Annotated in this window: 21 protein-coding genes and 2 tRNA genes; 15 read left to right on the top strand and 8 right to left on the bottom strand. The window is 61.9% G+C overall.

The features are described 5' to 3' along the window. Positions 1 to 12: 12 nt before the first annotated feature. Genes VGK27_12370 through gspC form a run of 4 tightly spaced genes read right to left on the bottom strand, consistent with a single transcriptional unit; the run spans position 13 to position 6,155 of the window. A complete protein-coding gene (locus VGK27_12370; protein ID HEY3490898.1) occupies positions 13 to 1,218 on the bottom strand; it encodes a type II secretion system F family protein in 1,206 nt (401 codons plus the stop codon). 7 nt (positions 1,219 to 1,225) lie between these two features. Then, a complete protein-coding gene (gspE, locus tag VGK27_12365; protein ID HEY3490897.1) occupies positions 1,226 to 2,761 on the bottom strand; it encodes a type II secretion system ATPase GspE in 1,536 nt (511 codons plus the stop codon). Next, positions 2,758 to 5,232 carry a type II secretion system secretin GspD gene (gspD, locus tag VGK27_12360; GenBank protein HEY3490896.1) on the bottom strand — a complete coding sequence of 825 codons (2,475 nt, stop codon included), beginning with the start codon at positions 5,230 to 5,232 and terminating at the stop codon, positions 2,758 to 2,760. Before gspD ends, gspE begins: the two co-directional genes overlap by 4 nt. 14 nt (positions 5,233 to 5,246) lie before the next feature. Next, a complete protein-coding gene (gene gspC, locus VGK27_12355) occupies positions 5,247 to 6,155 on the bottom strand; it encodes a type II secretion system protein GspC (protein HEY3490895.1) in 909 nt (302 codons plus the stop codon). A gap of 105 nt (positions 6,156 to 6,260) precedes the next feature. Between gspC and VGK27_12350 the strand changes: the two genes are divergently transcribed. The 7 genes from VGK27_12350 to VGK27_12320 all read left to right on the top strand — a co-directional run bounded on the left by VGK27_12350 (position 6,261) and on the right by VGK27_12320 (position 14,933). Further along, entirely contained in the window at positions 6,261 to 8,231 is a 1,971-nt protein-coding gene (locus VGK27_12350; protein ID HEY3490894.1) for a cache domain-containing protein, read from the top strand. A 12-nt stretch (positions 8,232 to 8,243) separates the two neighbouring features. Beyond that, positions 8,244 to 9,638 (top strand): sigma-54 dependent transcriptional regulator, encoded by a 1,395-nt coding sequence (locus tag VGK27_12345; GenBank protein HEY3490893.1) that lies wholly within the window; start codon positions 8,244 to 8,246, stop codon positions 9,636 to 9,638. Between the two features lie 207 nt (positions 9,639 to 9,845). Beyond that, positions 9,846 to 10,040, top strand: a complete 195-nt coding sequence (locus tag VGK27_12340) for a hypothetical protein (GenBank protein ID HEY3490892.1) — start codon at positions 9,846 to 9,848, stop codon at positions 10,038 to 10,040. 41 nt (positions 10,041 to 10,081) lie between these two features. Further along, complete coding sequence (locus VGK27_12335; protein HEY3490891.1) at positions 10,082 to 10,489, top strand: hypothetical protein; 408 nt, start codon at positions 10,082 to 10,084, stop codon at positions 10,487 to 10,489. Between the two features lie 4 nt (positions 10,490 to 10,493). Further along, positions 10,494 to 11,591 carry a hypothetical protein gene (locus tag VGK27_12330; GenBank protein ID HEY3490890.1) on the top strand — a complete coding sequence of 366 codons (1,098 nt, stop codon included), beginning with the start codon at positions 10,494 to 10,496 and terminating at the stop codon, positions 11,589 to 11,591. 28 nt (positions 11,592 to 11,619) lie between these two features. Then, positions 11,620 to 12,990, top strand: a complete 1,371-nt coding sequence (locus VGK27_12325; GenBank protein ID HEY3490889.1) for an OFA family MFS transporter — start codon at positions 11,620 to 11,622, stop codon at positions 12,988 to 12,990. A 365-nt stretch (positions 12,991 to 13,355) separates the two neighbouring features. Beyond that, the gene (locus VGK27_12320) at positions 13,356 to 14,933 is read left to right on the top strand and encodes a tetratricopeptide repeat protein (GenBank protein ID HEY3490888.1); all 1,578 of its coding nucleotides are present in this window, start codon (positions 13,356 to 13,358) and stop codon (positions 14,931 to 14,933) included. An 82-nt stretch (positions 14,934 to 15,015) separates the two neighbouring features. On the opposite strand, the gene VGK27_12315 is transcribed toward VGK27_12320, so the two are convergent. The 4 genes from VGK27_12315 to amrB all read right to left on the bottom strand — a co-directional run bounded on the left by VGK27_12315 (position 15,016) and on the right by amrB (position 17,457). Further along, positions 15,016 to 15,091, bottom strand: a tRNA-Glu gene (locus tag VGK27_12315). Positions 15,092 to 15,095: 4 nt separating this feature from the next. After that, a tRNA-Gln gene (locus VGK27_12310) sits at positions 15,096 to 15,169 on the bottom strand. A 37-nt stretch (positions 15,170 to 15,206) separates the two neighbouring features. Next, positions 15,207 to 16,607, bottom strand: coding sequence for a glutamate--tRNA ligase (gene gltX, locus VGK27_12305; GenBank protein ID HEY3490887.1), 1,401 nt, complete (start codon positions 16,605 to 16,607; stop codon positions 15,207 to 15,209). A gap of 43 nt (positions 16,608 to 16,650) precedes the next feature. Beyond that, positions 16,651 to 17,457: an AmmeMemoRadiSam system protein B gene (amrB, locus tag VGK27_12300; protein ID HEY3490886.1), complete on the bottom strand. Its 807-nt coding sequence runs from the start codon at positions 17,455 to 17,457 to the stop codon at positions 16,651 to 16,653. Positions 17,458 to 17,567: 110 nt separating this feature from the next. Between amrB and VGK27_12295 the strand changes: the two genes are divergently transcribed. The 8 genes from VGK27_12295 to fabF all read left to right on the top strand — a co-directional run bounded on the left by VGK27_12295 (position 17,568) and on the right by fabF (position 23,689). Beyond that, entirely contained in the window at positions 17,568 to 18,110 is a 543-nt protein-coding gene (locus VGK27_12295) for a DUF177 domain-containing protein (protein HEY3490885.1), read from the top strand. A gap of 4 nt (positions 18,111 to 18,114) precedes the next feature. Next, complete coding sequence (gene rpmF / locus VGK27_12290) at positions 18,115 to 18,291, top strand: 50S ribosomal protein L32 (GenBank protein HEY3490884.1); 177 nt, start codon at positions 18,115 to 18,117, stop codon at positions 18,289 to 18,291. After that, positions 18,263 to 19,345, top strand: coding sequence for a phosphate acyltransferase PlsX (plsX, locus tag VGK27_12285; GenBank protein ID HEY3490883.1), 1,083 nt, complete (start codon positions 18,263 to 18,265; stop codon positions 19,343 to 19,345). Before rpmF ends, plsX begins: the two co-directional genes overlap by 29 nt. Positions 19,346 to 19,391: 46 nt before the next feature. Further along, a complete protein-coding gene (locus VGK27_12280; protein ID HEY3490882.1) occupies positions 19,392 to 20,369 on the top strand; it encodes a beta-ketoacyl-ACP synthase III in 978 nt (325 codons plus the stop codon). A gap of 11 nt (positions 20,370 to 20,380) precedes the next feature. Further along, positions 20,381 to 21,316, top strand: coding sequence for an ACP S-malonyltransferase (fabD, locus tag VGK27_12275; protein HEY3490881.1), 936 nt, complete (start codon positions 20,381 to 20,383; stop codon positions 21,314 to 21,316). Positions 21,317 to 21,354: 38 nt separating this feature from the next. Next, positions 21,355 to 22,101: a 3-oxoacyl-[acyl-carrier-protein] reductase gene (gene fabG / locus VGK27_12270; GenBank protein ID HEY3490880.1), complete on the top strand. Its 747-nt coding sequence runs from the start codon at positions 21,355 to 21,357 to the stop codon at positions 22,099 to 22,101. Positions 22,102 to 22,136: 35 nt separating this feature from the next. Further along, entirely contained in the window at positions 22,137 to 22,370 is a 234-nt protein-coding gene (acpP, locus tag VGK27_12265; GenBank protein HEY3490879.1) for an acyl carrier protein, read from the top strand. A gap of 80 nt (positions 22,371 to 22,450) precedes the next feature. Beyond that, positions 22,451 to 23,689 (top strand): beta-ketoacyl-ACP synthase II, encoded by a 1,239-nt coding sequence (gene fabF / locus VGK27_12260; protein ID HEY3490878.1) that lies wholly within the window; start codon positions 22,451 to 22,453, stop codon positions 23,687 to 23,689. The last annotated feature ends 5 nt before the right edge of the window (positions 23,690 to 23,694 follow it).

Raw genomic sequence — 23,694 nt, 5'->3', positions numbered from 1 at the left:
GGGTAGTCCTCCTCAACGGACGATGTTTGAGATTTCGAGAAGCGGAAGCAGGATGGCGATGACGATGAAGCCCACCGTGAGCCCCATCGCCAGGATGATAGCGGGTTCGAGAAGCGAGAGCAGGCGGGTCATTCGGGCATCGAGCTCGCCATCGAGCGAGTCGCTCATTTTCTCGAGGATGAAATCGAGTTTTCCGCTTTCCTCGCCTACCGAGACCATCTGGATGAGCGTTTCGGGGATTTCGCCGAAGGTCTTCAGCGCCTCGGACAGCGAGAAGCCTTCGACGACGCGTGTAGCGGCGGATTCGATGTGCGTGGACATCACGGCATTCCCGACGACCGGCGCCACGATCCGGAGTGCCCGATCGACAGGGATCCCCCCCGCGATCAGGGTGGAGAGGGTGCGGGAAAAACGGGACAGGGCGGCGAGATGGTTGATCCGGCCGAAGAGCGGGAGCCGGAGCAGCAGACCATCCCGGACGAGGCGGCCCGGGGGCGTCGCCACATAGCGCCGGAAGACCGCGACCGCCAGGAAGATGACGATCAGGATGGCCCACCAGGCGGAGGAGAGGACGCCGGTCACTGCGAGCAGCATCTTAGTGGGAAGGGGAAGCGCCGCGCCCAGGTGCGAGAAGATGCCGACGATCTTCGGGACGACGAAGGTCAAGAGGAACGAGACCACGAGAACCCCGACGACTCCCATCAGGATGGGATACGCCAGCGCGGAACGGACGCGGCTGCGGGTGCGCGCCTGGAGCTCGAGGTGGTCGGCCAGCCTCGAAAGGGCGAGCGGGAGATGCCCGCTTTCCTCGCCTGCCCGGACCATGCTGACGTAGATCTCGGGAAATACGGCGGGGTGCGTTTCTATCGCGCGGGCGAACGGCATGCCGGCCCGGACGGCTTCCTGGATGTCGATGAGCACCCCGCGGAAGCCGGGATCCTCGACCTGGCCGCAAAGGGACTGGAGGGCCTTGACGATCGGGACGCCGGCATCGATCAAAGTGGCGATCTGACGCGTTGCCAGCGGGAGGATGTCCTGGCGCGACAGGAGGCCTGCGCCGGAAAAGAAGGAGCGGGACGGCTTTTTTTCATCGAGTTCGAGGGGGAAGACGCCGTCGGTGTGCAGCTTTCGACGTGCCGCGGCCACGGAATCGGCATCGATTTCGCCGGACAGCTTGGTCCCGTCGCGGCCGACGCCTTTGTAATGGAAGGTGGCCACGACGATTTTATTGTTCCTGGGTCACGCGCAATACCTCTTCGACCGAGGTACGCCCGGACATAACTTTTTCGGCGCCTGCGGCAAGGATGGTTCGCATCCCCCGGGAAACGGCGAAGTTGCGGATCCCGTCGGCATCGGAACGGGTCAATACAAGGTTCCGGACCGGATCATCGGCGATCAGGATCTCGAACAGGCCGATCCGGCCGGTGTACCCCGAGCCCAGGCAGGCGTCGCAGCCGACGGGCGCGCGGAACTCTCCGGTCGGCGATCCGGAAAGCCCCAGCTTGCTCCATTCCGCCGGTGTAGGCGAATAGGGCTTGCTGCATTGCGGGCAAAGGCGTCGAACCAGTCTTTGGGCGATGACGGCGGAAAGGGAGGAGGCGACCAGGAACGGCTCGATGCCCATGTCGACCAGGCGTGTGACGGCGCTGGCGGAATCATTGGTGTGGAGCGTCGACAGCACCAGATGGCCGGTCAGGGATGCCTGGATGGCGATCTCGGCGGTTTCGGCATCGCGGATCTCGCCGACCATGATGACATCGGGGTCCTGGCGAAGGATCGACCGAAGTCCGTTGGCGAATGTGAGCTGGATCTTGGGATTGACCTGGATCTGGCCGATCCCCTGGATCTGGTACTCGACGGGGTCCTCGATGGTGATGATGTTGCGCGTCGCGGAATCGAGACGCCGGAGAACGCCGTAGAGCGTGGTCGTCTTGCCCGACCCCGTGGGGCCGGTGACGAGGATGATGCCGTTGGCCCGCGTCAAGAGCTTCGAGACCTTCTGCATGTCGGAAGGGTCGAGGCCGACGTCTTCGAGCCCGAGGACGAGATTGCTCCGGTCGAGAAGGCGGAGCACCGCCCGCTCGCCGAAGGAAGTCGGGACGATCGAGGCGCGGATGTCGATTTCTTTCCCGCCGAGGCGAATCTTGATGCGACCGTCCTGCGGAAGCCGGCGTTCGGCGATGTCCATCCCGGCGATGACCTTGATGCGGGAAACGACCGGCGCGTGCCACTTGCGGGGGGCGGTGACCATCGTGCGAAGGATGCCGTCGACCCGGTTGCGGACCAGCAGCTCCCGGTCGTAGGGCTCGACGTGGATGTCGCTGGAGCGCTCGCGGATAGCACGGAACAGCAGGGAATTGACGAAGCGGATGACCGGCGCCTCGTCGGGAGACTCGAGCAGGTCCTTGGTTTCCTCGATGGTGGATTCGACGTTGAGGTCCCAATCGCCCGTGAGGCCGTCGGAGATCTCCTGCCCGGGGGTCTGGATCTTTTCGTAGGTGCCGTCGATTTGCGCCAGCACTTCGTCGGCAGATTCGGGGGCCGGGACGACCTCGATCGGCCCGGCGAGGAAGCGGAATTCGTCGATCGCCTCGGTCGCCTCGGGTTTGCCTGTCACCAGGAAGAGCGTCCCGGCGGCGTCGCGACAGGGGAGCAGCAGGTATTTACGGGCGTAGGCGATCGGCAGCCGCGCCAGGAGGTCCGCCTCGGGCGTGACTTTCGAAAGGTCGAATAGATGCGCCGGGCCGGGAGATGGCGTCACTTGGGCGCAGACCCCTTCTTGTCGGGAATGATCCGCTCGACCTCGTCCTTGTTCTGGTCGATGAACTTGTCCATGGCCTTCTGCTTGTCGGCGGCGATCGAGGCCATGTCCGCCGGGTTTTTGATGATCTTCGGCGTCAGGAAGATGAGCATGTTCGTTTTGCTCCGGGAGACCGAATTGTATTTGAAAAGATAGCCGAGCAGCGGGATGTCGCCGAGCAGGGGGACCTGTTTCTTGACCGTGCTGATCGTCTCCTGCATCATCCCGCCGAGCACGACCGTGTCGCCGCTGCGGACGATGACGCTGGTCTTGGCGGACCGTTTCGTGGTGGTCGGGCCGACCTGGTTGACGTTGAGGACCGAATCGCCCTTGACGGCCGATGACTCCTGATAGATGTCGAGGTTGACGAAATCGCTTTCGTGGATGTGGGGCGTGAGCCGAAGCGTGATGCCGACATCCTTGCGTTCGATGGTGTTGGCCACATTGGTGGACAAATTTGATGAGTTGGCGGTGTTGGTCAGGTTGCTGGTGATGAACGGGACGTTCTCGCCCACGATGATCTCGGCTTCCTTGTTGTCGAGCGTCAGGAGGTGGGGGGAGGACAGGATGTTCACGTTCGTGTTGGTTTGCGCGGCGCGGAGGATGGCCGTGATGGCCGGGATCTTGCTGCCGTCGGGGAGGGTGACGTTGCCGGCGATGCCGCCTGCGATGAGGCCGCTGCCGGAAAACATCAGCGGATTGCCTCCGGCCAGCGCCGTGAAAAGGCTGTTGACGTTGCCGGCGAAGTCGAAGTTGGTCCCGGAGATCACCGCGCCGTTGTTGCCGCCGGTCTGGATCGCCGCACGGTACTCGATTCCGAGGTCGCGCGCCTTGTCGAGCGAGATCTCCATGATCAGGCCTTCGACGTAGACCTGGCGGCGGCGGATGTCGAGCTTCTTGATGACCTCGACAAGCGTCTGGTAGTCGTTGACGGAGGCGATGATGATGAGTGAATTGGTGGACTTGTCGGCCGTGATCTTGACCCCGCCCTCGAGCTCGGCGGTGATGACGCTCTTGATCGTGGCAGGCGCCTGGGCCGTTGCGACAGGGGCGGCGCCGGCCTTCTTGTCGGCCAGGTTCGAGAGCACCTTGGCCATCTCTTCGGCATCGGCGTTCTCGAGGTAGTAGACGTTGATCTTGCCCGTGTTTTCGGGGGAAGGGATGTCGAGCTTTGCGACCAGGTCTTCGATCTCGGGCATCTGGTCCTTGCCGGCAAGGATGAGGATGCTGTTGGTTCTTGGATCGGGAATGACCTTGATGCCGCCGGTATGTCCCCCCTTGCCGGTCCGGGGACGGCGGGCGCGGGCCCCGGCTCCGGGTTGTACGGCTGCACCGGCGGCGGAATCCTGATAGATCGATTCGAGCGTCTTCCCGATCTCGACGCAGGAAGCGTTCTTGAGGGAAATGATGCGCAGGATGCTGGTTGCGCCCTCGGCGTCGATCTCGGAGATGATCCGGACGATCCGGTCGACGTTCGCCCGCGAATCGATGAGAATCAGCGTGTTCGAAGTCGTAAACGAGGTGATCAGGCCGTCTTTCGACATCAGCGGGGCCAGTAACTGGACGATCTCCGGAGAATCGACATACTGGAGCGGGATCAGGCGTGTCACGAATTCGGAGACGGATGTGCCGTCGGGATCTTTCGCGTAGGGCAGGTTTTCCTGCTTGGCGGTGCTGAGCGGGACGATCTTGATGGCGTTCCCCTGCTCGATCGTCGTAAACCCCTTGACCTGGAGGACGGAGATGAACACGTCGTAGGCCTCGTCGAGGGTGACCTTCCGGGGGGAGATGATCGTGATCTTGCCGGTGACCCGCTCGTCGAAAATGAAGTTCTTCTTGGTCTGCTCGCTCATGAACTTGATCAGGACGGGCAGATCGACGTCGGTGAAATCCATCGACAGGAAGATGTTGGATCGGGGGAGGGCTTTCCTGGATGAGGCTGCCGCCTTTGGTTGGGCAGTTGTCGGCGTCTCACCGTTTCCTCCGGTAACCGGCTTGGCCGTATTGTCGGGAACTGCGATCGGTTTTGCGTTGTTGTCGGCTGGAGCGTCCGCGGGGGGCGTCGCGGTATTGTCCGCGGCCGGAGTTGCCGTTGGCGCGTTGCCAAGGGTTGAAGACGGTTCGGCCTGTGCGAGCCTTCCGGCCGACGCGGATGATCCCGTCGAGGCGGGCTGGAAATATGCCAGGGTCGGGAGGTTGACCGTGCGGCCCGGAACGAGATGGTCGATGCTCTTCAGGTCGGGATTGATCGCCTTGACCGCCCCGAAGTATCTGGGCATCTCTCTCTCGGAGACGCCCCGCGCCCGGAGGATGCGAACGAGCGATTCACCCTTTGCGACGACGTGGGTGTCGGGGTGCTCCTCGAGCGCAAGCGCATCGCCTGTGACCGGGAGCAATGCCAGCGCGGCGAGCAGGATCAGGATTTTCTTCATCGAGGGGCTCCAGGTCATCTTATTTCGTAGGTGAGCGTCGTCTTCTGACCCTGCCGGAGGACATTGACGGAAACACGCTTTTCGTCTTTCAGGTTCTGGAAAATGGTGAACATGCGTTCGGGGCTGGTCAGTTCGATGTTGTTGACCGCCTGGATGACGTCGCCGCCCACGAATCCCATCTTTTCGAAGGCGGTCCCCGGCCGGATGGCGGCGAGCCGGTATCCGGAATTCTTGTTCCCCTCGAAATAGGGGATCAGCCGGACCTGGGTCATGAACTGGTTGAAGTTTCCGGTGAGCTGGGTCAGGCTCGCCTCGTCCATGGAATAGGTATTTTCGCCGATCTTGTTGACCCGGAGGTCGGTACCGCCGGAAGCAGCCGGGGGCGTGCCGCCGGCGATGGCCGGGCCCGCCGCGCCACCGGGCGCCGCGGGAGGCGCCGCGATTCGGACCTTGGAGCCGACGGGCAGCAGCTCGAGCTTCTCGCGCACCTTTCCCCGGAGCAACCACGCCGCGTCGCGGTCGATCCGGACGAGCGTCACGCCGGGCTCGACGACCTGCTTCAAGTGGAAGAGGCGCGGTTCCTTCATCCCCTCGGCCCAGAGGATGGCACGGGATGCGTCGGGGTTCGAGGAGGCGATCGTCCCGATCAGCGCGTAGACGATCTTGGGAGTGTCCTTGGCTTCGGTTGCAGGGCCTGCCTTGACCGGGACGCCCATCCCGGCGGAAGGGGAGAAGACGTTGGTCCATTTATCGGGCGGTGCGACGGCCTCGACCCGCTCGGACACGGTCGCGGACCGGGAGATCCCGCCTCGCGGCGGGACGTAGAGGCGGGCGGAAAGGTATCGAGTGACCGACAAGGCTGCCCCCGTCGCGGTGACGAGCAGGGCCAGGCCGACAACGCTATAAAATACGGATCGTTGCATCCACGCTCCGGGAAGAGATCGGTGAAACTACATTGTATCCGTTTTGCCGCCCGCAGTCATCCGATGGGTCTTGACAGGATACCCCGCTTCAACCATGGTTTCAGTATGCACAGGCCACTGTCCGGTTTCGTGACCAACCTGAAATTACGCTGGAAGATGATGGCCATGGTCATGCCGCTGGTGATCATCCCCATCCTTGTGGTTGGCGGCGTCGTCGGCAGCATCGCGACCCAGCAGGCAAACCTGGGGATCACCCAGACGAGCAAGGACGACCTGCAGCACATGGCCAGCTTCACCCTCGACCTGATCAATTCCCATTACCAGCAGTTCCAGGTCTACAAGCAGGACAAGCAGGGCAGCTTCAACAAGGAGCTCGCCACTCTTGTCAACCTCTCGCGAAACCTGGTCCAGGCCGAGGAGAACCAGTCACGGAGTGGTCAGGTAAGCCCGGCCGCCGCCAGGGAAGAGGCGCGGAAAGCGTTGACCCGGGTCAACGTCGGCGAATCCGGTTACATCTATGCCATGACCAGCAAGGGAAAGCTCGTGGCGCATATCGCCCGGGAAGGGCAGAACGTCATCAACGAGAAAGACGAAAACGGCCGCCACTTCATCCGCGAGATGTGCGAGAAGGCGCTGCTTTCGAAGCCCGGGGAGATCCTCTACACCACCTATCCCTGGCGGAACGCCATGCTGGGCGACAAGTTCCCGCGGAAAAAGGTGGTCGCCTACACCTATTTCCGGGAATGGGACTGGATCATCGCGGCGGGCGGATACGTCGAAGAGACTTACGAGGACGCGGCCTTCGAACGACGTTCATTCGAGGAGCTCCGGGAAAAGATCAAAAAGAAGAAAGTCGGCGACACCGGTTACATCTATTGTATGAACACGAAGGGGGACCTGGTCGTCCACCCGAACGCGGAAGGCCAGAATATCTACCGGTCCAGAGACCTCGACGGGAACGAGTTCATCCGGGAGATGTGCACGAAAAAAAGCGGGTGGATCCGCTATCCATGGAAGAACATCAGCGACCGCAAGCCGCGCATGAAGATCGTCCGCTACGAATATTTCGAGCCCTGGGGCTGGATCGTGGCGGTCGGCTCCTACGAGGACGAGTTCTACCGGGAGGCGAACAAGATTTCCGGGCGGATCCTCGGAACCATGGTCCTGCTGGTGATCCTCTCGGCGCTCGTCTCCGCCTTCCTGGTCAATTACGCGTCGAAGGTGTTCACGGATCCCATACGACACATGATGGATGTCATTCGCAAGGTCAAGCAGGGAAGGCTCGAGGAACGGATGAATGTCGACACCAACGACGAACTGGGCGAGCTCGCGTCGGCCTTCAACCGGATGACGGCCATCATCCGCCAGAATCGCGAGATGGAGGCGAACCTCGCGCAGCAGGGGAAGATGGCGTCGCTCGGCGTTCTCTCCTCCGGGGTGGCGCACGAGATCAACAACCCGCTCGGGGTCATCCTCGGATTCGCCAGCCACATCGAGGGGAAACTTTCGCCCGACGACCCCAATTACAGATACATCAGCGAGATCAAGCGGGAGAGCAAGCGCTGCAAGAAGATCGTCCAGAACCTGCTCAGCTTTGCGCGAACGCCCAAGCCCGCCCCCGAGGAAGTCGACATCAACGACCTGCTCGACCAGATCGTCGACTTCGCGTCCAACCATACCGACATGCACCACGCGAAGGTCGTGAAGGAGTTCGCGCCCGGCCTCCCGACGATCATGGCGGACGGCGACCAGTTGCGGCAGGTGGCGATCAACCTCATCCTGAATGCCGGGGCCGCACTGCCGGCGGGGGGGAAGCTGGTCGTGAAGACGTATCTGGACGAAGAGGGATACGTCAACATCCTGTTCGTGGACAACGGGGTCGGGATTCCCGCCGAAAATCTCGATAAGATGTTCGAGCCCTTTTTCACGACCAAGACGAGCGGTACGGGGTTGGGGCTTCCCATCACGCGGCAAATCGTCGAGCAGCACCATGGACGGATCACGATCGAGAGCAAGGTCGGGGAAGGCACCACCGTAAAGATCCGGCTGCCGGTCCGGCCTGAAGACTTTCAATAGCGGGGAGCGGTATTGACGCAGAATAAACGGGTGATGCTGATCGACAACGAGGAGGGCCTCTGCCTCATGATGGAGGCGGTCCTGCTCGACAACGGATATTTTGCGAAGACCTTCACCCGTTCGTTCGAGGCCGTCGAGGCGTTCGAGCGGGGCCAGTGGGATCTCGTGGTCACCGACATCAAGATGCCCGGCATGGATGGCCTTGAGGTGCTGCAGCGGGTCAAGGCGAAAGAACCGTCCATTCCCGTCATCATGGTCACAGCCTACGCGACCGTCGAGATGTCGATCCAGGCGCTGCGTCGGGGCGCCTACGACATGCTCACCAAGCCGTTCGAGCCCGAAGAGCTTCTCTACCGGGTCAAGAATGCGCTCAAGCATACCGAGCTGGTCGAAGAGAACCGCGAATTGCGGGAAGAGCTCGTCGGCAAGTTCCACTTCGGCAACATCATCGGCGCTTCCGATGGACTCAAGGGGGTGCTCGAGCGCGTCGAGAAGATTGCAGGCCGCGACACCTCCGTGCTCGTGACGGGCGAATCCGGGACGGGCAAGGAATTGATCGCGCAGGCGATCCACTACAACTCTCCCCGCAAGGACCGGAAATTCATCGCGATCAACTGCGGGGCGTTGCCCGAATCGATCCTGGAATCCGAGTTGTTCGGCTACAAGAAGGGGGCGTTTACCGGCGCCGCCGAAAACCGTCAGGGGCTGCTTGAGGCGGCGGACGGCGGGACGCTTTTCCTCGACGAGGCGGGCAACCTGCCGATGAACGTCCAGAAGACGCTGCTTCGATTCCTGCAGGAGCAGGAATTCACCCGGCTGGGCGATACCAAGCCGACGCGGGTCGACGTCCGGATTATTTCCGCCACGAATTCGGACCTGAAGGCCTCGGTCAAGAGCGGAGCATTCCGGGAGGACCTTTACTATCGGCTTAACGTGCTCAACATCCACTTGCCGCCGCTCCGGGAACGGAAGGCGGACATCCCGCTTCTGGCCGCCCATTTCATCGCGTTGCAGAACCGAAAATTCGGCACCTCGATCCGCGGGCTTTCGCCGGAAGCCATGGAACATGCCCTGGGGTACGCATGGCCCGGGAATATCCGCGAACTGCGGAACGTGATCGAGGCGTGCATTGCCATGGAGGATTCCGACTACATCGAACTCCCGGTCCTGGCGCAATTCATTGAATTGCCGGTGATCGGGCAGGAAGAGTCCCCGGAACAGGCATCGGAAGATGGCGAATATGCGCAGGCGCTTTCCCGCTTCGAGACGGATTACCTGAGGGGCTTGCTGAAGAAGCATCGTTGGAACGTCGAAGCCGCCGCGCGCGAAGCCGGCATGAACATGGCGACGATCTATCGCAAGATCAAGAAATACGGCATCCGCCGGGAGGACGACGCACAAAGATAGATTCATATTTCGTTTTTGCATTTCTGCGAAACACGGGTTCGGAATTTTGCGCCCGCGCGAATCAATTCCTCGTCCCACCTCATTCATTGAATCCCCTTTCAGCATAACCTCCCGGAAACACAGGGTTCCGCATCTGCATTCAGTCATGGCATGCCTGTTGCTCAATCAACTGCCGTAACCATTTCGCAAAAGGGTGAAGTCCAACCCATGAACGAACAACAACCGGTCTGTCCCTATTACGGCAAGAACGAAGACTACTGCGACGTCGGGTGCGGGTACATCTTCCCCCACGACGTGAACCTGATCATCCGGTACTGCAGCAGCCGTTTTGCCGATTGCCCGAAATACCAGGAACTGGCCGATCGATTCCCGTCGGAAACGAAGACAGCCGCATCTGCTTGAAGACCGCAACCAGACTTGACCGATAGCAAAGGAGAAAAGACATGAGCATCCGGGACATGAAAGCGACCGCCGAAAAGCTTCAGCAGGTTGAGGAGATCGGGGCGGAAGATGCGCGCAAGAACAACCTCAAGGTGGCAAAGCCCGATGAAAAGGTCTCTTATTCGCTCGAGGATACCCAGCTCCTGATCGAGCAGTGGCGCCAGCAGTACAACGAGTCGGTCGTCGAGCGGATCGAGGAGATGGAACGCCACACCTGGCGGAACAACCAGATCCTTCGCGCCGTGACGACGGTATCGTTCACCGCGATCATCGGCATGGTCATCGCCTCTGGCGTCGTCGGCGCCGGCAAGGGAAGCCATTGGTCCGGCCCGGCCTGGAACACCATGTGGCTCTATGGCATTTTCGCAGCCAACGCGGTTTCCATGTTCTGGACCACCCACAAGGAATAGCGCCATGACCAAGCCGATGAGCATCAAGAACGCAATCCTGCTGTTGGTGGTCGTGGCTCTCTGCGCGACCTATTCGATGAAGTTCTTCCAGGGGCTCGATGCCACCATGGGCGACCGGTACTGGGTGCTCGACACGACTCAGGGCGATCACGGCTGGGGCACGATGGGGCTCTTGCCGCACGTCAAGACCGTCGCAAAGGACGTCGTCAAGGCGGCCAACACCGATCCCCTCGTCAAGGAAAAGTTCGTGATCTACGCACAGGCCGGCGATTTCGCAGGCAATACCACCTACGGCATCTGCTTCGGGATTCCCTTTATCATGTTCCTCATCTGGTTTGCCTTCATCCTCGGCTTCCCGGACCGGATCGACGCCTATCTGCTCCCGAAGCGGATCTTCACCGTCCTGGTCGTCGCCGTCTGCTCCATCCTCGTCAACCTGTTCCTCATGCGGATCGCCGCCGACTTCATTCGCGACCCGATGGCGCGCATCGCCAACATCGCGGGCAACCACGCCTCGCTGCTGTTCCACAACGCGGGCATCTGGTTCGCCATCCTGTTCATGTCGCTGGGGACGCATTCCCATTCCGTAAAGGAGATCGCGCCGCCCGACAGCCGGACCTGGCGGTCGCAGGCCGACGAGAAGTTCTCGTGGATGTTCATCCTGCTCGCCGTCGTGACCGTCCTCGAGATCGTCCTGGTCAAGAACAAGCTGGCGCTCCCCGACGCGGCCGTCGATTACTCCGTGTGGATCATCTGGGTCGTCATCTTCATGCGGATGTTCGGCTTCTCCCCGAAATACTGGGTCAAGCGCGGGAGGGGGCTCGCCATCATGTTCGGCGGCACCGCCGCGACCCTGGTCTTCTTCTATGTCCTGGAACGCGTGACCGGCACGCTGGGCGCCGGTTTCCTCTCCCCGGTCCTGACCAAGGCGCTTGGACCTGAGAACCAGAACATCGGGCTGTCGCTCATGATCTCGATCTACCTGATCTTCTGGATGGAATTTTCCGCCGCGATGCGCATGAACGGGCCCGTCAAGAAGCAGGCGGACGCCTTGATCGAGATGCCGGTGACGTTCCACGAAGGCCAACCGGCCAATCGCTAGAACCCAAAATTACCGAGGAGTCGCGATCATGGAACAGACGATCAAGAATAGAGGGTGGCAGGTCACGATGGCCGGCCTGGGGATCAACCTGGCGCTGGGCGTCCTCTATGCCTGGAGCATCTTCAAGGGCGCGATCAAGGCGTCGATCGAAAAGGGCGGCCCGGGGGCGTTTACCTGGGATCACGCGTCGATCAACGATCCGTACGCCGTTTGCTGCCTCACTTTCGCCTTTGCGATGATCCTGGCCGGCAAGTGCCAGGACAAGATCGGGCCGGCCCGCACCGCGCTGATCGGCGGCATCCTGGTGGGCGCCGGCTTCAGCCTGATGGCGTTCTCGCCCGCCTACGCGGCGTGGGTCGTCGGCTTTGGCGTGCTCGCCGGCGCCGGTTTCGGCTTCGGCTACTCGGCTGCGACGCCGCCCGCGCTCAAGTGGTTCCCCGCCTCCAAGACCGGCCTGATCGCCGGGCTCGTCGTCGCCGGCTTCGGCGTTGCCCCCGTCTACATCGCTCCGCTGTCCAGCTACCTGATCGGCGCCTACGGCGTTCAGCAGGCGATGCTGTTCCTGGCGGCGGCCTTCGCCGTGATCGCGTGCGGCCTGTCCTTCCTGCTCGTCAACCCGCCCGCGGGCTACGTCCCCGTCGAGACCGCGAAGGTCGACCCGGCGAAAGTTGCGGCCAAGAAGTCGGGCAACGACGCGACGGTCGGCGAGATGCTCCGCGACCCACGCTTCTACCTTTTGTGGATCGCCTACTTCATAGGAGCGGGCGCCGGCCTCATGGTCATCGGAAGCGTTGCCGGCCTGGCGAAGAAGAGCCTCGGCTCCATGGCCTTCATCGCGGTCGCGATCATGGCGATCGGCAACGCGGGCGGCCGCGTGACTGCGGGCATCCTTTCCGACAAGATCGGCCGAAAGGCGACGCTCATCCTGATGCTCTGCTTCCAGGCCGTCATGATGTTCGGGGCGCTCACCGTCATCAACACCGGCAGCGCGGCGCTGCTCGTCCTGCTCGCCACCTTCATCGGCTTCAACTACGGTTCGAATCTGGCCCTGTTCCCGACCTTCAGCAAGGACTATTGGGGATTCAAGAACTACGGCATGAACTACGGTGCGCTTTTCACGGCCTGGGGCGTCGGGGGTTTCGTCATGGGCAAGGTGTCCGAGACGCTCAACGCCCAGCCGGGCGGCATGAGCAAGTCGTTCATGCTGGCTGGCGTCCTGCTGCTGGCAGGCGCCGCGCTGACGACGACGCTCAAGACCGGCGCCGAAAAGTCGGAGGCCAAAAAGACAGCGGCTTTCCCCGTTGCGACGCCTTCTTTCCTGGGTGAATTCTCGCGCGGCCTCGGAGTCCTGCTCGGCTTCGTCGAGGCGCCGGCATGGAACGCGAACCGGATTCGTTAACGGCCACATAACGAGACCCGCTCCGGAAGCGGAGCGATACCGCCGGCACCAAAGCGATGCCCCGGGCTGTTTCCGGGGCGTCGCTTTTTTGTTCGGGTCCGGAAAGTTCCCGGGTTGGGGGATGGTATCATCGAGACATGCGGAAGATTCCCCCTGTCTCCCGGTTATTCCTTGCGCTCGTGCCGATCATGCTTGCTGTCGCAGTCTACGCGCCGATCGGAGGGTTCGCATTTGTCACATTTGACGACCCGGGATACGTTACTGCGAACGAATTGGTGTTGCGGGGGCTGACTCGCGATGGTTTCATCCGCGCTTTCACGGAGTTTCGTTTCGCAAACTGGCATCCACTGACCTGGATTTCGCATATGGTCGATGTTTCACTCTTCGGCGCGGCGCCATTGTCCGCCGGTGGGCATCACATCGTGAACGTCGCGTTTCATGCCGCAAATGCCGCGCTCCTCTTCATTTTCCTGTATTCATCAACAGGCGCCGCCGTGTCCTCCGTGCTCGTTGCCGTCTTTTTTGCCCTCCACCCGATGCATGTGGAATCGGTTGCCTGGGTTTCCGAAAGAAAAGACGTCCTGTCAGGTTTGTTCGCCATGCTCACGCTGCTTGCCTATGTCTGGTATGCACGAACTCGAAAAGCCGGCCGGTATATTCTCGTCGTACTTGCATTCGTCGCAGGTCTATTGTCGAAGGCGACGCTCGTCACGATCCCGTTCGTATTGCTCCTGCTCGATATCTGGCCATTGGGGGGCGTCATGGCGCCCTTGCTTGTAGCGGAGACAGGGAGCCCTCCTACGACCTTGACGGCATTTTCTCGGGTGCGATGGCGATGGGCCATCATCGAGAAACTGCCGCTCCTGGCGCTCTCCATCATCCTCTCGGTCGTCACGATTGCGGCCCAAAGAGCCGGAGGGGCGGTGAGCGAGCTCGGGGACATTCCCGTTTCCCTTCGGCTGTCGAACGCCGTCGTCTCCTACGTGGCGTATATCGGAAAGGCAGTCTGGCCGACGCATCTTGCCGCGCTTTATGTGTTGCCCCTGTCGATTCCGGCATGGAAGGTCGCGGGCAGCGCGATGATCCTCATCGCCCTGACGGTTGCCATCATCATGGTCGGCCGGAGCCGACCTTATCTCCCCGTCGGATGGTTCTGGTTTCTGGGGATGATGGTTCCGATGGTCGGCATCGTGCAAGTCGGCCGACAGGCGATGGCGGACCGTTATGCCTACTTGCCATTCATCGGGCTTTATATCGCATTCTCTTTTCTTTTCTGCGATCTCTTCCTTAAATGTCGACGTCGCTCCGTAAGGATCGCCATGGGGATCCTGATCGCCGGCGTCGTCGTTGCGCTCGGGCTCGCTGCACGGGCGCAACTGGCCCACTGGAAAAATTCCAGAGCGCTCTTTGAACGTCTCATCGAAAGCGATCCGGGGGACGGGTGGTACAACCTGGGGAACCTGGATCTCCTGGACGGAAATCGTGGGGGGGCAGAGAAATCGTTCCTGATGGCGATCAGGACAAATCCGCGTCACGCGCGTGCCCGGACGGCGCTTGCCGTGGAACGGATCAAGGATGGTCACATCACCGAAGCGATCCCTCTGCTGGAGGAATCGATTCGCCTGGAACCGGACTACGTCAAGAGTTGGTACAACCTGGGGGCGGCATACGGACGACTCGGCAACGAAGCGGCCTCGCTTCGTATTTACGAGCAGGTGCTTGCATGGAGGCCCGACGACACGAACGCCATGCTGGCAGCGGGATCGCTCCGTATTCGGAAAGGCGATATCGATTCAGGGCTTTCGATCCTTGAGCGTGCGGCGACCCTTGCACCGGAGGATCGCGAGTTGCTGATTGCGTTACGGGACGAGGCAATTCGTGCCGGCCGCGAGGCGGTCGCGCGGAAAGCCGAAGATCAGCTCCAAAGAATGGGCCCGCGCTGATCGGCAGGCTTCCTTCTAACCCTGCCGGGATCGGCGGATACGAAAAAGCCCCCCGCTCGCGCGAGGGGCTTTTATTTTTTAGTGGCGGTCCCAGGGGAGTTCGAATCCCCGTCTCCGCCGTGAGAGGGCGGCGTCCTGGGCCACTAGACGATGGGACCGCATTGGCTGGGGAACCAGGGTTCGAACCTGGAATACGTGGGTCAGAGCCACGTGTGATTCCATTTCACCATTCCCCAACGAGAACGAAAATTTTACCCGCAGGGACGGTGGGAGTCAAGCGGGAATCCGGCTCCGCGCGCTCGAAAGTCTCCGGATCACCTCTTCTTTTCCCAGTACTTCCATGATCTCGAATACGCCGGGGGAGACGGTGCCGCCCGTAAGTGCGACCCGGATCGGCTGCGCGATTTTCCCGAGCTTGCCGTCGGCCTTGACGACAAGGGGGGCGACCGCCGCTTCCAGCGCCTCGTGGGAAAAGGACGCCGACCCGGAGAGCGCGGCGACCACTTCATCGAGCAGGGCGAGCGCCTCGGGGGTAAGGACTTTCCTGGCTGCGGCGGGGTCGATTTCCTTTTCACGGAAAAAGAAGACCGCCGATTCCGCCATCTCGACCAGTGTCTTCGCCCGTTCCTGGAGCGTCTTGACGATGGCTTCGAGCCGGGGGGACGCCTCGGTCGAGATGCCGACCTTCGCGAGGAAGGGGACCAGGAGCGCCGCGATCCGTGCCGGGTCGCCGCTCTTGATGTAGTGGGCGTTCAAGTGGAGCAGCTTGTCGGGGTCGAACTTGCCGGCCGACTTGCCGATGTGGTCGAGCGAGAATACCTGCTTCAGCTCCTCGACGGAGAAGATCTCCTGGTCGCCATGCGACCATCCGAGGCGGACAAGGTAGTTGACCATTGCCTCGGGCAGATAGCCCATCTCCTGGTAGGCCATGACCGACATCGCCCCGTGCCGCTTGGACAGCTTGGTGCCGTCCTTGCCAAGGATCATCGGGACGTGGCCGAAGCGGGGCATCGAATACCCGAGCGCCTCATAAAGGAGGATCTGCTTGGGAGTATTGTTGAGGTGGTCGTTCCCGCGCAGGACGAGCGTCACGCCCATGGAAGCATCGTCGACGACCACGACGAAGTTGTAGGTGGGGAAGCCGTCGGTCCGGACGAGGATCATGTCGTCGAGTTCGGCGTTGTCGAACGACACGTCCCCCAAAATGAAGTCGTGGACGATCGTCTGCCCGCCTTCGGGAAGCTTGAACCGGATGACCGATTTCTTCCCCTCGGACTCGGCGGGAGAGAGATTGCGGCAGCGTCCGTCGTATCGCGGCTTCTCGCCACGGGCGCGCGCGGCTTCGCGACGCTGGTCGAGCTCCTCGGGGGTGCAGATGCACCGATAGGCCTTTCCCTGCGCGAGGAGACGTTCCGCTTCCTTCTTATAGAGGTCCATCCGCTGCGTCTGATAAAAAGGCCCCTTGTCCCAATTCATCCCGAGCCAGTTCATCCCGTCGAAGATTGCCTGGACGGATTCGGGAGTGGAACGCTCCTGGTCGGTATCCTCGATGCGGAGAACGAAAGTGCCGCCGGTCTCCCGGGCGTGGAGCCAGTTGAAAAGGGCGGTTCTCGCGCCGCCGATGTGCAGGTAACCGGTGGGACTCGGAGCGAATCGGGTGACGACGTCGGACATGTTGCGCCTCTTTCGTTGAAGATGTGGGATGACGGGGAACGGATCAGCGGAACAGAAGGCCCGCATAGCCGACGACCTGACGATAGTCGCCGGTGGCATCGCCGGAGGTCGCGTATTTTACCAGACGGGCTTCGGTTGCGCCAAGGGAAAGCGCGGCGAACAGCGCCGTCGTGGCGGGGAGCACCCCGCACATCGAGATCCGGTGGGTCAGGACGGTCTCGTGGAGTCCTTTCGGGTCGAGCGACAGCATCCGGTCGATCGCGAGGCGGTCGTTCCTGCGGGCGACTTCGTCGGGGACGTAGTGGGACATGTCGGAGCTGGCCACGATCAGCGTCGGTGATTCCGACGCGGAAACGGTGTCGGCGATCGCCTCGCCGAGCTGCCGGCATTGGGCCAGGGAAAGGTGACCGAGAACGATCGGGACCAAACGGAACGTCTTCCGGAATCTGTGGGCGAAGGGGAGGACGACCTCGAGGGCATGTTCCCCCCCGTGAGCGGAGGGATCGTCGACCAGGATCGGAGCGGCTTTCAGGAGGCGGCTCGAAAATTCTTCATCGACGGGGACGTTTCCCCAGGGCATGCGCCATTCGCCGGAACCCCAGAGGGCAGCCTGGTGGCCGACGCCGGTATGGTTTGGGCACATCACGACGATCCGGTCGGGGATTTCGATCGCGGAAAACAGGGCGCCGGCGACTTTGCCCGAATACAGGTAGCCGGCATGCGGGACGACGACCGCCTTCGCGGGCACTTTGCCCGGAAGGTCGGCGGTGAGCGATTCCACGGCAAGGTCGAGCTCGCGTTCGCTCGCCGGGTAAAACTGTCCGGCGACGGCAGGATTGCGGATCATCATCCAATGATATAACAAGATGTTGCGCGAGTCGACGCCCCGCCATGTTGCGATTGACAGAAACGGCCGCCTTGCCTATAGTATTCAATTCGACTTCTGGAGACAGGACAGCCGTGCATATTCGAATTGCCGAAATTCCCGGGGACGGGCTCGACGTGGTCGCCTCCAGGGGGAGCGCGTGGGTCCCGAATGTTCTTGAAGGGATCGATCCTTACCCGTTAGAGTCTTGCAAGCTGGTTTCCGTCGAATTGTATCTTCGGGTCGAAGGCAAGGATGTCTTCGTCGAGGGGGCATACCGGGCCAAGGGGGAAGGGCAGTGCGACATCTGCTCGGAGCCGGTCTCCGTTCTTCTGGAAGATCGCTTCCATGCCTTCCTGGTGCCGCCCGACGAGGAGCCGGCGGGCAACTCGCATGTCGAGCTTCACGAGGGCGACCTCGAACTGAATTATCATAACGGGGTCTCGATCGACCCGGAAGATATCCTGCGGGAGCATGTAGCGCTGGGAATCCCGTCCAGGATCGTCTGCAAGGAAGACTGCAAGGGGCTTTGCCCCCGATGCGGCGGTAACCGAAATCGCGGCGAGTGCACGTGTCCTTCCGCCGAACGAAGAAACGTGTTCTCCGTGCTGGAATCCCTGAAAACGAAAAAGGAGTAGTACGATGCCTAATCCGAAAAGACGCGGTTCAAAGACTCGGCGCGACAAGCGGCGCACGCACAAGAAGCTTTCCAATCCCGCAATCAACGTCTGCCCGCAGTGCAAGCAGATCAAGCGGCCCCACATGATCTGCCAGAACTGCGGAACGTATAATGGCCGAGAAGTCATCGCCAAGGACTGACCCGACAGCGTCTCCTGCCGCTTTCAAGATGAAAATCGCTGTCGACGCTATGGGGGGCGACCACGCTCCGCGGGAAGTCGTGTCAGGCGCACTTATGGCCGCCCGCGAGTTGAACGTCCCGATCGTTCTTGTCGGCCAGGAGACCCGGATCAGGGAGGAGCTGGCGCGCGCGGGAGGCGGTCATCCCCTCGTCTCGGTGGTCCACGCTTCCGAAATCGTCGAGATGGACGAGTCGCCGGCGATCGCCATGCGCAAGAAGAAGGATTCCTCCATGCGGGTCGGCCTCAACCTGGTGTCTTCCGGGGAGGTCTCCTCCTTCGTCAGCGCCGGCAATTCGGGTGCAGTCATGGCGGGAGCCCTGTATATCCTCAAGAAGGTCGAGGGCATCGATCGTCCCGCCATCAGCGCCACCATCCCGACCCCTTCCGGCCCCATCGTGCTCATCGACGCGGGGGCAAATGTCGATTGCAAACCCGCCCACCTGGAGCAGTTCGCGTTCATGGGCGACGCCTATGCCCGGAAGATCCTCGGCATTGCATCACCGCGTATCGGCGTGGTCAGCATCGGCGAAGAGGAAGGCAAGGGCACCGACCTGACGCGGGAGACCGGCGAGAAGCTTCGCAACAGCCGCCTCAATTTCGTGGGCAATGTCGAAGGGCGCGATTTCTTCGCAGGCAAAGCCGACGTGTTCGTCTGTGACGGCTTCGTCGGGAACGTCGTGCTCAAGACGATGGAGGGGATGGCCTCCGCACTCGGGCAGTTCCTCAAGGCCGAGATCCGGAAATCTTACCCCGCCATGCTGGGCGCGCTGCTTGCCGGCGGGGCGATCAAAAAACTCAAGAAAAAACTCGACTACACGGAATACGGCGGAGCGCCTTTGCTCGGCGTTCGCGGGGGGGTGGTGATCTGCCACGGTTCCTCCGACGCAAAGGCGATCAAGAACGGAATCCGCATGGCGGCCTCGCTCAGCCGCGGTGGAGTCGATGTCGAGATCGCGCGTTCGATCGCCTCGCACGGCTGTCAGGCCGACGAGGGGATATCCGCCCGAAACTGATCGATCGCGGTCCGCGGGCGGGCACTATCCCGGGGGGGGGAAAGATATGGGCAGCAAGATCGTTGGCGTCGGGATGTATGCGCCGCCTCAAATCGTGACCAACAAAGATTTCGAGAAAATGGTCCAGACTTCTGACGAGTGGATTCGCGAACGCACCGGGATGGTCGAACGCCACAAGGCCGCTCCCGGCACTCCGACCTCGGACCTTGCCGCCGAGGCTGCCCGCCGGGCGATGGCCAACGCCGGCCTGAGTCCCGACGATATCGACATCATTATCGTCGCCACCCTGACGCCCGACATGCTGTTCCCGTCCACCTCGTGCTACGTCCAGAGCAAGATCAAGGCGAAGAACGCCTTCGCCTTCGATATTATGGCTGCCTGCTCCGGTTTCATCTTCGCCCTCTCGATGGCCGACGCGATGATCCGTGCCGGGCGCGGGAAGAACGCACTGGTCATCGGCGCCGAGATCATGTCCTCTATCCTCGACTACACCGACCGGAACTCCTGCATCCTCTTCGGCGACGGCGCCGGCGCTGCGGTTCTATCGGATTGTCCCGAAGGTGAGGGGATCCTGAGCACGCACACCCATTCCGACGGCGACCTGTGGACGCTCCTGAACGGCCCCGGCGGAGGCACCGTCGGAGCCGGGACCGACCACGGCCACGATGCCCCAAGGCGCGTCATCAACATGGCCGGGAACGACGTCTACAAGCACGCCGTTACCCGGATGGCCGAGGTGTCGGAAGAGGCGCTCAAAGCAAACGGCGTCGGCATCGAAGACGTTGCGCTCTTCATCCCGCACCAGGCCAACCTCCGGATCATCAAGTCGGTCGGCAAGCGAATCCATATCCCTTCCGAGCGCGTGTTCGTTAACCTGGCGAAATATGGCAATACATCGGCGGCGTCCATCCCGATGGCGCTGGCAGAGGCTTATGAGCAGAAGCGATACAAGCCGGGGGATCTCGTCCTGATGTCCGCGTTCGGAGGCGGACTGACCTGGGGCTCCGCCCTGGTCCGGATGTAGGCGGCCGCCCCATGGGAATCGGACTGATATTTCCAGGCCAGGCGTCCCAGTTCAGCGGTATGGGGAAGGAACTTTACGACGATAGCCCCGTCGCCCGCGCTGTGTTCGAGGAGGCTTCCGAAGCGCTTTCGATGGACCTTGCGGCGCTGTGCTTTACCGGGACCGAAGAGGCGCTTCGAATGACCGAAAACACCCAGCCGGCGATCTTCACCGTGAGCGTTGCCGCGTTCCGCGTACTCGATGCCGAGCTGTCGCTCTCGCCCGTGTGCGTTGCGGGCCATTCCCTCGGCGAATACTCGGCACTCGTGGCCGCGGGCGTCTTCTCCCTTCGCGATGCGGTCCGGGTGCTTCGTTCGCGCGGCCGGTACATGCAGGAGGCGGTCCCCGTCGGGGAGGGCGCGATGGCGGCCATCATGGGGCTGTCCGCCGAAGCCGTCGAGGCGGTCTGCGCATCGGTGGCCGGCCAAGGCATCGTCTCCCCCGCCAACTTCAACGGAGGGGACCAGGTCGTCATCTCGGGAAGCGCCGATGCCGTCAAAGCGGCGTGCGAAGCGGGCAAGGCCGCGGGCGCCAAGCGGGCGCTTCCGCTGCCGGTGAGCGCGCCTTTCCACTGTGCGCTCATGAAACCGGCCGCCGACCGTCTCGCGCCCGAGCTTTCAGCCATGCCGCAAGGGACTTTCCGGTTTCCGGTGGTAGCGAACGTCACGGGGGAATGCTATTCTGACGGTATCCCCGCTTGGGAATTTCTGGCTCGGCAGATTGCCTCTCCGGTCCGATGGGAAGCCTCCGTTCGCGCGATGCGCGCCTTGGGCGCTTCCGCATTCATCGAAGTAGGCCCGGGGAAGGTCCTTTCCGGACTCGTGAAGCGGATCGAGCGCGAAGCCGTCACCGCGGCATTCAGCAAGCCCTCCGACATGGAAGGCGTTCGCACCGCACTGTCCGCCTGAGTCGTCCCCGGTTCCCAACGAAAGGGAAGGAGCATTCGATGACGCGATTTGCAGAAAAAGTGGCCCTTGTCACCGGCGCTTCGCGCGGAATCGGTCGCGCGATCGCGGTCCGGCTCGCCTCCGAGGGCGCTTTCGTCGTCGTGAACTACGCCGGAAACGAAGCGGCGGCGGCCGAAGCAATGTCGGCGATCCGCGCCGCGGGCGGAGACGGCCTGCCGATGAAGTTCGACGTCGGCGACGCTTCCCAGGTCGACGCCGCCGTCAAGGAGATCGTCGCCTTGCGCCAGCGGATCGACATCCTGGTGAACAACGCCGGAATCACGCGCGACAACCTCCTCATGCGCTCGTCCGAGTCCGATTTCGACGAGGTCGTCCGGACCAACCTCAAGGGGACTTTCCTTTTGACCAAGGCGGTCTCGCGCATCATGATCAAGCAGAAGGGCGGCCGGATCGTCAACGTAAGCTCCGTGGTGGGCGAGATGGGCAATTCCGGGCAATCCGTCTACGCGGCGACCAAGGCCGGCATCAACGGGTTCAGCAAGGCCATGGCCCGCGAACTTGCTTCTCGCGGCATCACGGTCAACGCCGTGACGCCGGGATTCATCACGACTGAAATGACCGGCAAGCTGCCCGATGCCGTCCGGGAAACGTTTTTGGCCGGCATCCCGCTGGGACGCTTCGGCGCTCCCGAAGAAGTCGCCGACCTGGTCGCCTGGCTTTCGTCCGCCGGTGCCGCATACGTCACCGGCCAGGTGATCGGGATCAACGGCGGCCTTTACATGTAAAATCACACTCCCAATCAGGGAAGGAGGGCTCCACCATGTCCATCGAAAAAAAGGTCAAGGAAATCGTTGCCGAACAGCTCGAGCGGGATATCAATGAGGTTACCACCGAGGCGTCCTTCGTCGACGATCTTGGCGCGGATTCGCTCGACATCGTCGAGCTCGTCATGAAGATGGAAGAAGAGTTTTCCATCGAGATTCCCGACGAGGAAGCAGAGAAGATCAAGACCGTCCAGAACGTCGTCGACTACATCCAGGCGAACAAAAAATAACGACGAACACGAAGCTGCTCGTGGGCGACCCCGATCCGGGGCGCCCGCGAGGTTCGATTCTTCAAAAGGAAAGGGAGCCCATGCGCAAGGTTGTCGTTACAGGGTTGGGGGCCGTCACTCCCCTCGGTATCGGAGTCAAGTCTTCGTGGGAGGGGATTCTCGCCGGAAGGTCCGGCGTCGATCTCATCACGAAATTCGATACCGCCGATTTCCCGGTCAAGATCGCGGGCGAGGTCAAGGGATTCAATCCCGAGGACTTCATCGACAAGAAAGAGTGCAAGAGGATGGACCCGTTCATCCACTACGCCATGTCGGCTGCGTCGATGGCCATGGAAGACTCGGGTCTTGTCATCGACGAGTCGCTCGCCCCGCGCGCAGGCGTCTACATCGGGAGCGGCCTTGGTGGGTTGACGACGCTCGAAAAATACCATCAGGCCTACCTCGAAGGCGGCGTCAGGAAGATCAGCCCCTTCTTCATCCCGATGTTGATCTCCAACCTGGCGCCCGGACAGATTGCGATGAAGTACGGCGCCAAAGGGCCGAACATCGCCACCACGACCGCGTGCGCCGCGTCCAGCCACGCCATCGGCGAGGGGCTAAACGCGATCCGGCGCGGAGTCTGCGACGTGGTCATCGCCGGCGGGACCGAAGCCACCATCACCCCGCTGGGATTGGGCGGCTTCATCGTCATGAAGGCGCTTTCCACACGGAACGACGACCCGAAGACGGCTTCCCGCCCCTTCGACAAGGATCGTGATGGTTTCGTCATGGGCGAGGGCTCCGCGGTGCTCATCCTCGAGGAATACGGGCACGCCCGGAAACGCGGAGCGAAGATCTACGCCGAACTGTGCGGATACGGGGCGACGGCGGATGCTTACCACATCACTTCTCCGGCGCCGGGAGGCGAAGGCGCCGCCCGTTGCATGAGGGCCGCGATCGATGACGCGGGCATCACGTCGGAGGATGTCGATTACATCAACGCCCACGGCACATCCACGCCTCTTAACGACCTTTTCGAATCGATGGCGATCAAGACGGTGTTCGGCGAGCGGGCCAAAAAGATCGCGGTCAGTTCCACGAAGTCTATGACCGGGCATCTGCTCGGGGCCGCCGGCGCTGTCGAAGGCTTCTTCTCCGCCATGGCGCTTCACGACGGGGTCATTCCCCCGACGATGAACTACACGACGCCCGATCCCGAATGCGATCTCGATTACGTCACCGGCGGGCCCCGTCAGCAGGCAATCAAATATGTCCTTTCGAATTCATTCGGGTTCGGCGGGACCAACTCCTGTCTGCTCTTCGGCAGGTTCGACGGGTAGTCCTG

Source organism: Candidatus Deferrimicrobiaceae bacterium (genome assembly GCA_036504035.1).
Taxonomy (GTDB): Bacteria; Desulfobacterota; Deferrimicrobia; order Deferrimicrobiales; family Deferrimicrobiaceae; genus JANXPS01.
This window is presented reverse-complemented; position numbering and strand designations above follow the sequence as displayed.

What these genes read in the sequence shown, in the direction of transcription:
- gspD (HEY3490896.1), bottom strand. Translation starts at nt 5,232, where the DNA reads ATGAAGAAAATCCTGATCCTGCTCGCCGCGCTGGCATTGCTCCCGGTC.
- gspC (HEY3490895.1), bottom strand. Translation starts at nt 6,155, where the DNA reads ATGCAACGATCCGTATTTTATAGCGTTGTCGGCCTGGCCCTGCTCGTC.
- VGK27_12350 (HEY3490894.1), top strand. Translation starts at nt 6,261, where the DNA reads ATGCACAGGCCACTGTCCGGTTTCGTGACCAACCTGAAATTACGCTGG.
- VGK27_12340 (HEY3490892.1), top strand. Translation starts at nt 9,846, where the DNA reads ATGAACGAACAACAACCGGTCTGTCCCTATTACGGCAAGAACGAAGAC.
- VGK27_12335 (HEY3490891.1), top strand. Translation starts at nt 10,082, where the DNA reads ATGAGCATCCGGGACATGAAAGCGACCGCCGAAAAGCTTCAGCAGGTT.
- VGK27_12330 (HEY3490890.1), top strand. Translation starts at nt 10,494, where the DNA reads ATGACCAAGCCGATGAGCATCAAGAACGCAATCCTGCTGTTGGTGGTC.
- VGK27_12325 (HEY3490889.1), top strand. Translation starts at nt 11,620, where the DNA reads ATGGAACAGACGATCAAGAATAGAGGGTGGCAGGTCACGATGGCCGGC.
- VGK27_12320 (HEY3490888.1), top strand. Translation starts at nt 13,356, where the DNA reads ATGGTCGATGTTTCACTCTTCGGCGCGGCGCCATTGTCCGCCGGTGGG.
- gltX (HEY3490887.1), bottom strand. Translation starts at nt 16,607, where the DNA reads ATGTCCGACGTCGTCACCCGATTCGCTCCGAGTCCCACCGGTTACCTG.
- amrB (HEY3490886.1), bottom strand. Translation starts at nt 17,457, where the DNA reads ATGATGATCCGCAATCCTGCCGTCGCCGGACAGTTTTACCCGGCGAGC.
- rpmF (HEY3490884.1), top strand. Translation starts at nt 18,115, where the DNA reads ATGCCTAATCCGAAAAGACGCGGTTCAAAGACTCGGCGCGACAAGCGG.
- plsX (HEY3490883.1), top strand. Translation starts at nt 18,263, where the DNA reads ATGGCCGAGAAGTCATCGCCAAGGACTGACCCGACAGCGTCTCCTGCC.
- VGK27_12280 (HEY3490882.1), top strand. Translation starts at nt 19,392, where the DNA reads ATGGGCAGCAAGATCGTTGGCGTCGGGATGTATGCGCCGCCTCAAATC.
- fabD (HEY3490881.1), top strand. Translation starts at nt 20,381, where the DNA reads ATGGGAATCGGACTGATATTTCCAGGCCAGGCGTCCCAGTTCAGCGGT.
- fabG (HEY3490880.1), top strand. Translation starts at nt 21,355, where the DNA reads ATGACGCGATTTGCAGAAAAAGTGGCCCTTGTCACCGGCGCTTCGCGC.
- acpP (HEY3490879.1), top strand. Translation starts at nt 22,137, where the DNA reads ATGTCCATCGAAAAAAAGGTCAAGGAAATCGTTGCCGAACAGCTCGAG.
- fabF (HEY3490878.1), top strand. Translation starts at nt 22,451, where the DNA reads ATGCGCAAGGTTGTCGTTACAGGGTTGGGGGCCGTCACTCCCCTCGGT.